This is a genomic window from Pseudomonas sp. BRG-100, from assembly GCF_000737955.1.
GTDB classification, from domain to species: Bacteria; Pseudomonadota; Gammaproteobacteria; order Pseudomonadales; family Pseudomonadaceae; genus Aquipseudomonas; species Aquipseudomonas synxantha_A.
The window spans coordinates 492,395-504,620 of the sequence record NZ_JPRX01000001.1; the positions used below are offsets into that span (position 1 = coordinate 492,395).

12 protein-coding genes are annotated in these 12,226 nt (G+C 59.3%); 5 read left to right on the plus strand and 7 right to left on the minus strand.

Features of this window, described 5'->3' with window-relative positions:
• The first annotated feature begins 310 nt into the window (after nucleotides 1-310).
• Nucleotides 311-2,035, plus strand: a complete 1,725-nt coding sequence (gene poxB, locus JH25_RS24735; RefSeq protein WP_032875968.1) for a ubiquinone-dependent pyruvate dehydrogenase — start codon at nucleotides 311-313, stop codon at nucleotides 2,033-2,035.
• Between the two features lie 51 nt (nucleotides 2,036-2,086).
• Here the strand turns inward: poxB and JH25_RS24730 are convergent, their stop codons facing one another.
• The gene (locus tag JH25_RS24730) at nucleotides 2,087-2,644 is read right to left on the minus strand and encodes an NADPH-dependent FMN reductase (RefSeq protein WP_005788734.1); all 558 of its coding nucleotides are present in this window, start codon (nucleotides 2,642-2,644) and stop codon (nucleotides 2,087-2,089) included.
• A gap of 227 nt (nucleotides 2,645-2,871) precedes the next feature.
• Here JH25_RS24730 and JH25_RS24725 point away from each other — a divergent pair, with 227 nt between their 5' ends.
• The gene (locus JH25_RS24725) at nucleotides 2,872-3,108 is read left to right on the plus strand and encodes a hypothetical protein (protein ID WP_032875971.1); all 237 of its coding nucleotides are present in this window, start codon (nucleotides 2,872-2,874) and stop codon (nucleotides 3,106-3,108) included.
• A gap of 62 nt (nucleotides 3,109-3,170) precedes the next feature.
• Here the strand turns inward: JH25_RS24725 and JH25_RS24720 are convergent, their stop codons facing one another.
• Nucleotides 3,171-3,509: a hypothetical protein gene (locus JH25_RS24720; protein ID WP_032880976.1), complete on the minus strand. Its 339-nt coding sequence runs from the start codon at nucleotides 3,507-3,509 to the stop codon at nucleotides 3,171-3,173.
• Nucleotides 3,510-3,692: 183 nt separating this feature from the next.
• On the opposite strand from JH25_RS24720, the gene JH25_RS24715 reads away from it, so the two are divergent.
• Nucleotides 3,693-4,601: a LysR substrate-binding domain-containing protein gene (locus tag JH25_RS24715; protein WP_032875974.1), complete on the plus strand. Its 909-nt coding sequence runs from the start codon at nucleotides 3,693-3,695 to the stop codon at nucleotides 4,599-4,601.
• Between the two features lie 8 nt (nucleotides 4,602-4,609).
• Here JH25_RS24715 and JH25_RS24710 read toward each other — a convergent pair whose 3' ends face one another.
• From JH25_RS24710 to JH25_RS24690, 5 genes are all read right to left on the minus strand, one after another.
• Complete coding sequence (locus JH25_RS24710) at nucleotides 4,610-5,179, minus strand: GNAT family N-acetyltransferase (protein ID WP_032880978.1); 570 nt, start codon at nucleotides 5,177-5,179, stop codon at nucleotides 4,610-4,612.
• A gap of 23 nt (nucleotides 5,180-5,202) precedes the next feature.
• Nucleotides 5,203-7,458 carry an Orn/Lys/Arg decarboxylase N-terminal domain-containing protein gene (locus JH25_RS24705; protein WP_032875977.1) on the minus strand — a complete coding sequence of 752 codons (2,256 nt, stop codon included), beginning with the start codon at nucleotides 7,456-7,458 and terminating at the stop codon, nucleotides 5,203-5,205.
• A gap of 105 nt (nucleotides 7,459-7,563) precedes the next feature.
• Nucleotides 7,564-8,304: a DNA polymerase III subunit epsilon gene (gene dnaQ, locus JH25_RS24700; protein ID WP_164699548.1), complete on the minus strand. Its 741-nt coding sequence runs from the start codon at nucleotides 8,302-8,304 to the stop codon at nucleotides 7,564-7,566.
• A gap of 84 nt (nucleotides 8,305-8,388) precedes the next feature.
• Nucleotides 8,389-8,841, minus strand: a complete 453-nt coding sequence (rnhA, locus tag JH25_RS24695; protein WP_003173571.1) for a ribonuclease HI — start codon at nucleotides 8,839-8,841, stop codon at nucleotides 8,389-8,391.
• A gap of 85 nt (nucleotides 8,842-8,926) precedes the next feature.
• Nucleotides 8,927-9,685 (minus strand): class I SAM-dependent methyltransferase, encoded by a 759-nt coding sequence (locus JH25_RS24690; RefSeq protein ID WP_032875979.1) that lies wholly within the window; start codon nucleotides 9,683-9,685, stop codon nucleotides 8,927-8,929.
• Between the two features lie 65 nt (nucleotides 9,686-9,750).
• On the opposite strand from JH25_RS24690, the gene gloB reads away from it, so the two are divergent.
• Both gloB and JH25_RS24680 read left to right on the plus strand, forming a co-directional pair.
• Nucleotides 9,751-10,518, plus strand: a complete 768-nt coding sequence (gene gloB / locus JH25_RS24685) for a hydroxyacylglutathione hydrolase (RefSeq protein ID WP_032875982.1) — start codon at nucleotides 9,751-9,753, stop codon at nucleotides 10,516-10,518.
• A gap of 98 nt (nucleotides 10,519-10,616) precedes the next feature.
• Nucleotides 10,617-12,017 (plus strand): transglycosylase SLT domain-containing protein, encoded by a 1,401-nt coding sequence (locus JH25_RS24680; protein ID WP_032875985.1) that lies wholly within the window; start codon nucleotides 10,617-10,619, stop codon nucleotides 12,015-12,017.
• Nucleotides 12,018-12,226: the final 209 nt, after the last annotated feature.

A 12,226-nucleotide genomic window follows, 5' to 3' on the forward strand; every position in this document is an offset into this window, starting at 1 on the left:
ATGTGGGAGGGGGCTTGCCCCCGATGACGGAGTACCAGTCAACAGATTCGTTGCCTGATCCACCGCTATCGGGAGCAAGCCCCCTCCCACATTTGGTCCTGCTTGGCTCTGCAAATTTAGGTGGGCAGACCAAGGCCAACGTCGCCCCGTGCATTGCGCTGGTACGTGACCAGTGGTTCATCCCCCGGCGCCCCCGCCAATACCGCGTGGCCATGAAGCAATCTTCACACTATAGGGTGAGCATTCGCTGTAATCGAACTGTCCTCTACTGATCAGCAGTTTTTAACCTCACTGACGACTGGAGTTCCTTATGGCGAAAATCAACCTGGCCCAGCAACTGGCGACCACCCTTGAACAGGCGGGTATCAACCGCATCTGGGGCCTGACCGGTGACAGTCTCAATGGCCTGACCGACGCACTGCGCAGCATGGACAGTATCGAGTGGATGCATGTGCGCCACGAAGAAGTCGCCGCCTTTGCCGCCGGTGCCGAAGCCGCCGCCACGGGGGAGTTGACGGTGTGTGCCGGCAGTTGCGGGCCGGGCAACCTGCATTTGATCAATGGTTTGTTCGACTGCCATCGCAACCATGTGCCGGTGCTGGCGATTGCTGCGCAAATTCCGTCGTCGGAGATCGGCCTCAACTATTTCCAGGAAACCCATCCCCAGGAACTGTTCAAGGAGTGCAGCCATTTCATCGAGCTGGTGAGCAACCCCGAGCAGATGCCCCAGGTACTGCACCGTGCCATGCGCTCGGCAATCCTCAACCGCGGCGTAGCGGTGGTGGTGATTCCGGGGGATGTGTCGTTGCTTGAAGTGGAAGATAAACTCAAGCCCTGGCCAGCTCTGCACGCACCGCGCACCTTACCGGCTGAGCAGGACCTGCAACGCCTCAGCGAGATCCTTCAGGGCAGTGAAAAGGTCACCCTGCTGTGCGGCAGCGGCTGTGCCGGTGCCCACGACCAAGTCGTAGCGCTGGCCGATGCGCTCGGCGCGCCGGTGGTGCACGCGTTGCGCGGCAAGGAACATGTGGAGTGGGATAACCCGTTTGACGTGGGCATGACCGGCCTGATCGGTTTCAGTTCCGGTTACCACGCCATGCTCGACTGCGACACTTTGATCATGCTCGGCACCGACTTCCCCTACCGCCAGTTCTACCCCACCGATGCCAAGATCATTCAGGTTGATCGCGACCCGCAAGCCCTGGGACGACGCGCCACGCTGGATCTGGGCATCGCAGCCGATGTCAGGGAGACCATCGATGCCCTGCTGCCGCGCCTGACCCGCAAGACCGATCGCAGCTTTCTTGAGACCTCGTTGAAGCACTACGAGAAGGCCCGTCAGGGGCTGGATGACTTGGCGCAACCCTCCAAGGCGAATCGACCGATCCACCCCCAGTACGTCGCACGCTTGCTCAGCGAGCTGGCCGACGATGATGCGATCTTCACCGCCGACGTCGGCTCACCCACGGTGTGGGCGGCGCGTTATTTGAAGATGAATGGCAAACGCCGGCTGATCGGCTCGTTCAATCATGGCTCGATGGCCAACGCCATGCCTCAGGCCATCGGCGCCCAAGCGGCATTCCCTGGGCGCCAGGTGATTTCGATGTCGGGCGATGGCGGTTTTACCATGTTGATGGGGGATTTCATTTCACTGGCGCAGTTGAATTTGCCGGTCAAACTCATTGTGTTCAATAACTCGTCCCTGGGGTTTGTGGCCATGGAAATGAAGGCTGCCGGGTACCTGGACACTGGCACCGAGCTGAAAAACCCGGACTTCGCGGCCATGTCCAATGCCATGGGCATCCTGGGGATTCGCGTGGAGCAATCCGAAGACCTCGAGCCGGCTTTGCGCCGCGCATTGGCCCATGATGGCCCGGTGCTGGTAGACGTGGTGACCGCCACTCAGGAACTGGTGATGCCGCCAAGTATCAAGCTGGAACAGGCCAAAGGGTTCAGCTTGTATATGCTCAAAGCGGTGATGAGTGGGCGCGGGGATGAGGTGATTGAACTGGCCCGGACCAACTGGCTGCGTTAAACGAAAAGGTGGGAGGGGCTTGCTCCTCCCACACCTGAGCGCATTGCCCGATCAAGCCTTCTGTTTTTCCACCCATTTGCCGTAGGCATCGATAAATGCTTGCAAGAATGGTTTGGTCTTTTCCGACACCTTGCCCGCCTCATCGAACACACTGCCCGCCCCACCCAGGTAAGCTTCCGGCTGCTGCATGCACCACACATCCAGGAACACCAGTGACTGGCGCAGGTGATGATTGGCGCCGAAACCACCAATGGCACCCGGCGACACACTGATGATCGCACCAGGCTTGCCGCTCCAGGCGCTTTGCCCATATGGACGAGAACCTACGTCGATAGCGTTCTTCAACGCTGCCGGTACGGAGCGGTTGTATTCCGGGGTCACGAACAGCACCGCGTCGGATGAACTCACCTGTTGGCGGAAAGTACTGTAGGCTGCGGGCGGTGTTGCACCGTCGATGTCCTCGTTGTAGAGCGGCAAGTCGCCGATTTCAACAATGTTCAACTTGAGATTGGCAGGCGCCAGCTCGGCCAAGGCCAGGGCGACCTTGCGGTTGATCGACGCTTTTCTCAAGCTGCCCACCAGGACGGCAATCGTGTAGACCTTGCTCATTGAGGTTTCCCGACTTCTGAATAAAGGAGCTTGTAGTTATAAAGGCTTAGCGGCGTGTTCACCAGAGGGTTTCGATGATTACCGGGGCGTTTTCCTTGCAGTAACCTGCGTAGGAAGTGTCTGAAAATATCAGCGAATAGTATTTTTTTCTTATAGGTAAACTACCCCGCTCCCTGACGGTCTACAGAACCGCAAATCGAGCGTTTATCTCCAGAGGTTCTAAACAGATGGCAGCAGTACTAGTCGGACAGTTCCATGCCAGAGACGCGGAAGGCCGCGTATATTCGGTGCATGAGTTCCAGGAATCCAACCCGGCGCAAGGCGACCTGGCTGGCTCGACGCCCACCACCACCTACAAGCTGGCCATTGGCGACCGTGTAGAGAAACTGGAAGGCGATGAATTCAAACTGATCCAGTCGGGGACCATTCTCGTCCGCGAATCGAAAACTACCCTGGCATCATAAGGGTCCCCGTTTGTACACCCGCTCAGTCCTGGCCATCGATGGCGTTGACTGGGCCGGGGCCATCAAGGACTGCGGATCTGCGTCACTTCGATGCCCTGCTCACTTTGTTTGAGCGTCACCACCAGTTGCCCTCTCTCCCCCTCCACCGCGTACATCGAGCGCTTGTAGCCCGACCGGTTGGACGCGGGGTACGCCTCCACTTGCTTGATCAAGGTAACCGCCAACACGGTGCCGACCTGCTCGTTCACTTTTTCCTGGGAACGGATGAACGTTTCAAGTGCAAGGCCTTCGGATGGGTGTTCCGTGGGGTCGTTGAAGAGGTAAGCCGCCACGCATCCCACGGTCACAAGAACCACGAGTTGCTTGGCCGTCACCCCGAAGAACGTCGAGGGTAGAGGCATTTGAGACCAGACCTGTTTTTTGCTGTAAGTACCGGCAAGCCGGCATTGGTCGTTGCTGATCAGACGCACCATTCTAATGAGGTCATGGCCGAGCGCCATAGGCCGGGGCGACCCGCGCAGTCTTTTTTGCGCCTGAGGGCTTGCACCATTGAATACCCATCGCGCTGCACATAGACTCCGGCCATGCGTTTACGTCATATCGAAGTGATTCAGGCCATCTTGCAAACCGGACACCTGGGCACGGCCGCCGAATGGTTGCAACTCTCTGTGGGTGAAGTAGACGCAATCCTGAAGGACGCCGAGTTGCAGCTGGGGTTCATGCTGTTTGCCAGCGTGCGCGGTCGGCTCCAGGCAACACGGGAAACGCTGGAGTTGCAGACGCACATTGCCCAACTGTACGAAGCCTTTGAGCCAGTACAGCGATTGGCCAGCCGTTTGAAACACCATCACGCTCCAACCCTGCGTGCCCTTTGCACCCCGCCCCTGGCCAACCAGCTGTTGCCGCACAGCATCGCCGTGCTGCGCAGACGTTTCCAGGATACGCCGTGCAATCTGTCGAGCCAGCCGACCCGGGATATCGTCAGGAGCCTGCTGCTGCACGAAGCGGATGTGGGCCTGAGCCTGCATGACCCGGAACATGCGCAAATCCAAAGCACGGTGCTGGCCCAGGGCAAGCTGCAATTGCTCGCGCCCCATGGCTGGCTCAAACCCAGGCAGAAGTACATTGCGCTGCAAGACCTGGCCGGGCAGTCGCTGATCGGACTTGAGGGGCATGACCCGCTCAGCCGCCTGCTGGATGCCAAGCTGCAAGCCCTGCGCCCGCTGCCGGTGGTGCAAACGCGGGTGCAGACGTACCAGATGATGCGCAGCATGGTCGAGGCCGGAGAAGGCTTGGCGATTGTCGACCCATTTACCGCCTTTGGTGCAAGGGAGGCCGGGCTGGATGTATGCCCGGTGTCGCCCCCCATACTGGTCAGCCTCTATGCACTGACCCTGAAGGACGGTGCGACATCACCAGCCTTGAATGCGCTGCTGGAAATAGTCACCCAGAAAGCCGAAAGCCTGGCTTGCAACGACACCAAACCCTTGTAGAAGCGAGTTCAGACTGCTTCCACCTCGGTCTTGAACAACCGATACCAGAAAATCGCCACCTCGCGTGTTTGTGGATCAATCCCGCGATAACGCAGTTGGTCTATCCCGCCCATCACGTACCCGCAGCGCTCATACAGGCGGCAGGCACCCAGATTATTGTTCTGGGTTTCCAGCATCATGCCCGGTAGGTTTTTCTTGCGCGCCCAGAACTGCGCCACATCCAGCAGCGCCTTGGCCACGCCATGGCGTCGCGCCGGCAACACCACGGCCAACTCATCAACATGCGCAAAACCGTTCCAGTTGGTGCTGACCACAATGTGCCCTACCGCACGGTCATCCAGGTAGGCCATGAAGATCGCACTGTCGGCGGCATCGCGAAAGCTGGCGAACTCTTCCGGGTCGATGCCATAGCATTTGCGATACGTCAGGACGCGCTCAACCGGCCATTGCTCGACGCGCTGGCCCATCTGCGGTATGCCATAGGCGCTGACCTCGAAGCTGAAGTCATTGCCCCATACGTATGCGTCGAAGCCTTCGTCGGCGACGCGCACACTGAGCCCTGGGTACTTCGGGTTCATCACAGCTTGCTGCATAAACATTCTTAACCCTTGATGCAATCGACGGTGTAACGACGGCCACTGCCGTCATCTTCGTGTTGCAGCCCATGAACATCGGCGACAAAACCGGGGAAACTGCTATCGAACGTGCGGGCAAATGCCAGGTAGTCGATGATTGACCGCGTTGATTCAGTAAAGCGCTCGCCGGGCATTATCAATGGAATGCCCGGTGGATAAGGCACCAGCATTACGGCTGCGACGCGTCCTGGCAAGGCATCGATGGATACCGCTTCAACTTCGCCTCTGACCAGTTGGTCGTAGGCATCGGCGGGTTTCATCGCTATCTGCGGCAATACCGTGTACATGCGCTTGAGATGCTTGGCGGTGGCGTTGCTACGGTAACAGCTGTGCAACTGGTCGCAAAGATCGCGCAGGCCCAAGCCCTGATAACGTACCGGCCCCTGGGCGTACACCGAGGGCAAACAACTGGCCAGGCTGACGTTGGCATCGTAACTGCGCTTGAACTCCAGCAACTCGGTGAGCAAGGTGCTCCACTTGCCTTTGGTGATCCCCATGGAAAACAACACGAGGAACGAATAAAGCCCGGTTTTTTCCACCACCAGGCCGCGCTCCCAGAGAAACTTGCTGACCACCGCGGCGGGAATCCCACAATCGCTCAAGGCGCCACCTGCATTGAGGCCAGGCATCACCAGGGTGACTTTGATCGGGTCCAGCAAGACATAATCTTCAGCCACATCGCCAAAGCCGTGCCAATCATCCTGGGGATGCAATAGCCAGTCCGCCGTGGCAACGCGGTCGATACCCGCCACCGATTGTGGCTGCCAGATCGAAAACCACCAATCCTCGGCAGCAATATGCTGGCGCAGATTGGCCAGCGCGCGGCGGAAACTCAGGGCCTCGTCGAACATTTCCTGCAACAGCGAGCGCCCGGCGGGGCCTTCCATCATCGCCGAAGCGACATCCAGCGAAGCGATGATGCTGTATTGCGGTGAAGTCGAGATGTGCATCATGAAGGCTTCGTTGAAACGGTCACGGTCCAGCTGCCGTGCGCCGCCATCCTGCACATGAATCATCGATGCCTGGCTGAATGCGGCCAGCAGTTTGTGGGTGGAGTGGGTGGTAAATACCAGCGGGCTGTCCGGTGTGCGCGAGGTGCCCATGCCATAGCGCCCGGCGAAAAACTCGTGAAATGCCGCATAGGCATACCAGGCTTCATCGAAGTGCAGCACCTCTACGCTATTACCCAATTGCTGCTTGATCAGTTCGGCGTTGTAGCACAGGCCGTCGTAGGTGGAATTGGTCACCACCGCCAGCTTCACCTTGGGTGGCCGGCCATATGCCAACGGGCTGGCGTCGATCTTGGCGCGGATTGACTCGGGGCTGAATTCGCTCAGGGGGATCGGGCCGATGATCCCCAGTTCGTTGCGCTCCGGGCACAGGTACAGCGGGATAGCGCCGGTCATGATGATCGAGTGCAACACCGATTTGTGGCAGTTGCGGTCCACCAACACCAGGTCGTCGCGACCGACCATGGAATGCCAGACGATCTTGTTGGCGGTGGAGGTGCCATTGATGACGAAGAACGTATGGTCGGCGCCAAAGTTGCGCGCGGCGCGGGCCTCGGCTTCGGCCAGGGGCCCAGTATGATCGAGCAGCGAGCCCAGTTCAGGGACAGAAACAGACAAGTCCGAGCGCAGGGTGTTCTCCCCGAAGAACTGGTGAAACGCCTGCCCCACCGGGCTTTTACGATACGCCACGCCACCGCCATGGCCAGGGGTGTGCCAGGAATAATTGGAATCGGCGGTGTGCTGCACCAAGGCCTTGAAGAACGGCGGTAACAGGCCGTCCAGGTAAGTGCGTGCAGAGCGGGCGACCTGGCGCGCCAGGAACGGTACGGTGTCTTCGAACAGATAAAGAATGCCGCGTAGCTGGTTAAGCTCGCTCATCGCATCGGCCGGCGCGTTTTCCAGGGTGACTTGCTCACCCAGGGCAAAGATCGGCAGGTTGGGTGCCCTCACCCGCGCCAGGCGGATCAGCTCGACCATGTTTTGCAGCAGGTGGGTATTTTCCCCGGCGCCTTCTGCTGCGATCAACATGCACGCCAAACCGTGATGGGTGGAAGCCACCAACCGCCCTTCGGCGTAGTCCACCGCAGAAAATATACTGAAGCCCTCTTGTTCCAACTCCCTGGCGATGCCTCGAACCCGGTCACCGGCAACGGTGTCGGCCTTGATGTCACGGTGCACGATAAGAATAGGGAACTTGAGGTCTTTGTACATGAGCGCTCTTACTCCGGAGGGCTTTGCACTCAGGGTAGAAGCTGGAAGCGAATGTGGCGAATGAAGATTTGGCAGCCCATCAAGATCAACTGCACTGCCCCGTGCTTATTGTTGTGTCAATTGAGTCCACAACGCCGGCGCACCCGCCGCCTTGGCAATCGCTTCCAGCCGCGCCACGTGCTCGGCCAGGTCCTGCTCGCTGGCGCGGATGATCGGCGTAGGCTTGCGATCGGCCGGCAGGCGGCGGATTTCCGAAGGGCGATTGCCGGAGCCTTCTGCCGAGCCGCTGCCATCAGAGGCATTACCAGCCAGGGACAGGCTGGTTTGCCCGCCGGTCATGGTCAGGTAAACGTCGGCCAGGATCTCGGAGTCGAGCAAGGCGCCGTGCAGTTCACGGCCGGAGTTATCGACACCATAACGCTTGCACAAGGCATCGAGGCTGTTGCGTTGGCCCGGGTGACGCTCACGGGCCATCATCAAGGTATCGAGGATCGTGCAGTGCTGGGAAATGTCCGCACGGTCCGTCTGCCCCATCAGGGCAAATTCGTTGTTGATGAAGCCGATGTCGAACGCCGCGTTATGGATGATCAACTGGGCGCCGTTGATGAACTCGAAGAACTCATCAGCGACTTCGGCAAAGCGTGGCTTGCCCTTGAGGAATTCATCGGTGATGCCGTGGACGCCGATCGCGCCTTCGTCACTGTCACGGTCCGGTTGCAGGTAAACGTGGAAGTGGCGGCCGGTCAGCCGGCGCCCCATCAGTTCGACGCAACCGATTTCGATGATCCGGTGACCATCGGTCACCGGCATGCCGGTGGTTTCGGTATCGAGTACAACAGATCGGATGGCCATCAGGGTTCAGCTCTCAACGGTGTGGTGTGCAATGTGATGTGGTGAATCAAAGGGCGCGATGTTAACACGTGAGCTGATTCAGCTCTGCTTGTAGCCGCGCACTTCATCCACGCCACGATTGGCCAACTGGTCGGCGCGTTCGTTGCCAGGGTGGCCGATGTGCCCACGCACCCATTTCCAGGTGATGTCGTGACGGTTGCATTGCTCGTCGAGCAACTGCCACAAGTCAGCATTCTTGACCGGCTCCTTGGCCGCCGTCTTCCAACCGCGCTTCTTCCAGTTGACCATCCACTCGTTGATGCCCTTCATCACGTATTGCGAGTCGGTCACCAGCAAGACGTTGCAGCGCCGCTTGAGCTCTTCCAGGCCACGAATAGCGCCCATCAGCTCCATGCGGTTATTGGTGGTATTGGCTTCACCGCCCCACAGTTCCTTCTCCACGCCCTTGCACACCAGCAAGGCGCCCCAACCGCCGGGGCCGGGGTTGCCCTTGCAGGCGCCATCGGTGAAGAGTTCTACGCTATCGGTCATCGGTTGTATCCATCAAAACGGGCTGGCGGTAATCGACCGACAGTATCCCGAGGCCGGACAAACCGGCCTGAAATCAAAAAAGGGTTCAGCGTTCGCTTTGCTTGCGGTTGACCTTGGCCATCGGCATCGGCACGAGCTTGCCAATGGGCTGGCGCGCAACCTGACGCACCGGCCGCAAACCGACCACGATCTTGCGCGCTACCAGTAGATAGAAGCCGCCGCCGGATAATTGCCAGGCACCCGCACGGCGTTCCCAGCCCGCCAGGCGGCCCTGCCACTTGGCTGTCGCAAGCGGCGGACGATAGCACCCGAAGCGACGTTTCTCCAGCGCAAAGCCCAGCAGGTTCAGCCAGTCTCCCACCCGCGATGGCGAGATGCAGCGCGCCTGACGCAGGCCATCACGGGCGAACACACGGCGCAAGCCCCAACTGCTCCAGGGGTTGATACCGACAATCAGCAAATGGCCACCTGGGCGCACGCTGCTCGCGGCTTCGCGCAGCAACCCATGGGGCGACAGGCAGAAATCCAGGCCATGCTGCAGCACCACCACATCAGCGGCGTGCTCGCTCAAGGGCCAGGCCTGTTCCTCACAGACGATTTCCACCCCCGGCAGCGGCGCGCCCAGGCGAACATTGCGTTGCACCTGGGGCGCCGAAGGCGGCGTCTGGGCCGAGGGGCCGTAATGCACCAGATAGCCGCCAAAGAACCGGCCCAGCTCGTCGTCGAGCATACGCCGCTCTTCGTCCAGCAGAAATTGTCCAATCGGCCCGGACAACCATTCGCGGGCCGCGCTGATCAGGGCCAGCCACTCAGGATCGGCCTGGGCGAACGCTTTATCAGTCATTGCATTCTCCAACTCGCCTAGACGTTCTAAGATGCACCAATGTGTTCAGCTTGGCGAATCGAAGAATGATACAGATCAGTGCCCTACCCGCCTTCACCGACAACTACATCTGGTTGTTACAAGACCCTTCCACCCTGCGCTGCGCCGTGGTCGACCCCGGCGATGCCGCGCCGGTGCTGGCCTGGCTCAAGCAGAACACCGAGTGGACCCTCAGCGACATTCTGGTCACCCACCATCACCATGATCATGTGGGCGGTGTCGAGCAACTGAAAAATATTACCGGCGCCAAGGTCTACGGCCCGGCCAATGAAAAGATTCCGGCGCGGGATGTAGCCCTGCACGACAATGACCGCATCAACGTGCTGGGCTGGGACTTCGACGTGTACGCCGTGCCGGGGCACACGCTGGGGCATATCGCCTTTTACCACCAGGGCGTGTTGTTGTGTGGCGATACGCTGTTCGCTGCCGGTTGCGGCCGCCTGTTCGAGGGCACGCCGGAGCAGATGCATGCCTCCCTGCAGCGCCTGGCTGCCCTGCCTGCCGATACACTTGTGTACTGCACCCATGAATACACACAAAGCAACCTCAAGTTTGCCCAGGCCGTTGAACCGGACAACATCGATATCGCCGAACGGGTGGAAAATGTTGCCCAACTTCGCGCCCGTGGCGAGATTACGCTGCCTTCGAGCCTGGCGCTGGAAAAACTCACGAATCCCTTTTTGCGCACCGCTGAAACATCCGTTAAACAAAAAGCGGACGAACGGAATGGCCGCGACAACCGCTCTGGGGCCGAGGTGTTTGCTAGCTTGAGGGCTTGGAAAGATAAGTTCTAAGAGGATGCAGTCTGATACGTAATTTCTGAATGGTTGACCGGAACCAAAGCGCTTTCTAGAATCGCCCGACATTTTTGCCCGGAACTTACTTCCAGCCAATGTCGTCATCTATTCGTAAATCCATTTCTTCAGACGCATTGACCCGCCTGGCTCAAGCCGTGGCGGTGGCCGTTTCCGCAACTCTGGCGGGCTGCCAATCGACCAATTACGCTGCACAATCCACCGTGCAACCCAAACCCAATCTTGCTGCCAAGATCAAGCAAAAACCTATTTGGCTATCAGAGAAGCCCAGCCCCGAAGTACCCCAGGATGTCTGGGAACGCATGCGTCGGGGCTTTCAATTGCAGGACGGTGTCGGCGTCAACCCACGCATCGAGCAACAGCGTCTGTGGTTCGCCAGCAACCCGTCCTTTCTGGAGAACGCCGGTGAACGCGGCAGCCTCTACATTCATTACATCGTCGAACGCCTTGAAGAACGCAACATGCCTCTGGAGCTGGCCCTGCTGCCAGTGATTGAAAGTGCCTACAACCCGATGGCTTATTCGCGCAGCGATGCGGTCGGCTTGTGGCAGTTCATTCCCTCCACCGGGCGCTACTTCAACCTGCGCCAGACCCGTGCCTACGACGGCCGCCGCGACATTACCGCCTCCACCACCGCCGCCCTGGACTATCTGACACGTCTGCATGACATGTTCAACGGCGACTGGCTGCTGGCATTGGCGGCTTATAACGCCGGCGAAGGTACGGTCAGCCGGGCGATCGAGCGCAACGAAAAGCTCGGCCTGCCTACCGATTACTGGAACCTGCCCCTGCCCCAGGAAACCAAGGACTATGTGCCCAAGTTCCTGGCCCTGTCCCAGGTGGTTCTGGCGCCGGAGGCCTACGGTGTCAACCTGAACCCGATTGCCAACACGCCGTATTTTGAAGTGGTTGAAGTCAAGCAAAGCATGGACCTGTCACGGGTTGCCGCGTTGGCCGAGATCGACGAAGACGAACTGTTCCAGCTCAACCCGGCCCTGAAACAACGCACCACCCTGGACGGCCCCCAGCATTTGCTGGTGCCGACCTCCAAGGCGCAGCTGCTCACCAGCACCCTTTCGACGATGAAGCCGGAAGAATTGCTGAGCATGCGCCCCAAGAAGCCGGTGTTCGACGAAGTCGAGACCAAGTCGGTGGCCGGGCGTACCCGCAGCTACAAGGTGCGCAGTGGCGATAACCTTACCTTGATCGCCAAGGCCAACAAGGTCGACGTGCATGACCTGCAACGCTGGAACAAGCTCAACGGCCAGGCACTCAAGGTCGGCCAGACCCTGGTGATGCAGGACACCCGCAAGGCCGCCGCGAGAAAACCGGTGCAGTACAAGGTCAAGAAAGGTGACTCGTTGTACATGGTCGCCAAGCGTTTCAACGTTGAGATGCAACATCTCAAGCGCTGGAACCCGCGCACCGGCCAGGCGTTAAAGCCAGGGCAGATGCTGGTGGTTTCCGGGCCAAGATAAAGCCCTCAAGAACACCGGAGGCTAATGTGGGAGGGGGCTTGCTCCCGATAGCAGTGGGTCAGTCAGCCTATGTATTGGCTGACATGCCGCTATCGGGAGCAAGCCCCCTCCCACATTGGATCGCCATCGCCCTAACTGGCTTTTTCCAACCCGAACAAGCTGTTACTGTACCGATCATAAAGCCCAAGCCGCCTGGATCGGATCTCTGA

Bases quoted from the DNA above. Each gene is read 5' to 3' on its own strand.
- JH25_RS24710 (WP_032880978.1), bottom strand. From the start codon at position 5,179: ATGAACCCGAAGTACCCAGGGCTCAGTGTGCGCGTCGCCGACGAAGGC.
- rnhA (WP_003173571.1), bottom strand. From the start codon at position 8,841: ATGACCGATAGCGTAGAACTCTTCACCGATGGCGCCTGCAAGGGCAAC.
- JH25_RS24690 (WP_032875979.1), bottom strand. From the start codon at position 9,685: ATGACTGATAAAGCGTTCGCCCAGGCCGATCCTGAGTGGCTGGCCCTG.
- poxB (WP_032875968.1), top strand. From the start codon at position 311: ATGGCGAAAATCAACCTGGCCCAGCAACTGGCGACCACCCTTGAACAG.
- JH25_RS24715 (WP_032875974.1), top strand. From the start codon at position 3,693: ATGCGTTTACGTCATATCGAAGTGATTCAGGCCATCTTGCAAACCGGA.
- JH25_RS24720 (WP_032880976.1), bottom strand. From the start codon at position 3,509: ATGCCTCTACCCTCGACGTTCTTCGGGGTGACGGCCAAGCAACTCGTG.
- JH25_RS24725 (WP_032875971.1), top strand. From the start codon at position 2,872: ATGGCAGCAGTACTAGTCGGACAGTTCCATGCCAGAGACGCGGAAGGC.
- JH25_RS24705 (WP_032875977.1), bottom strand. From the start codon at position 7,458: ATGTACAAAGACCTCAAGTTCCCTATTCTTATCGTGCACCGTGACATC.
- gloB (WP_032875982.1), top strand. From the start codon at position 9,751: ATGATACAGATCAGTGCCCTACCCGCCTTCACCGACAACTACATCTGG.
- JH25_RS24680 (WP_032875985.1), top strand. From the start codon at position 10,617: ATGTCGTCATCTATTCGTAAATCCATTTCTTCAGACGCATTGACCCGC.
- JH25_RS24730 (WP_005788734.1), bottom strand. From the start codon at position 2,644: ATGAGCAAGGTCTACACGATTGCCGTCCTGGTGGGCAGCTTGAGAAAA.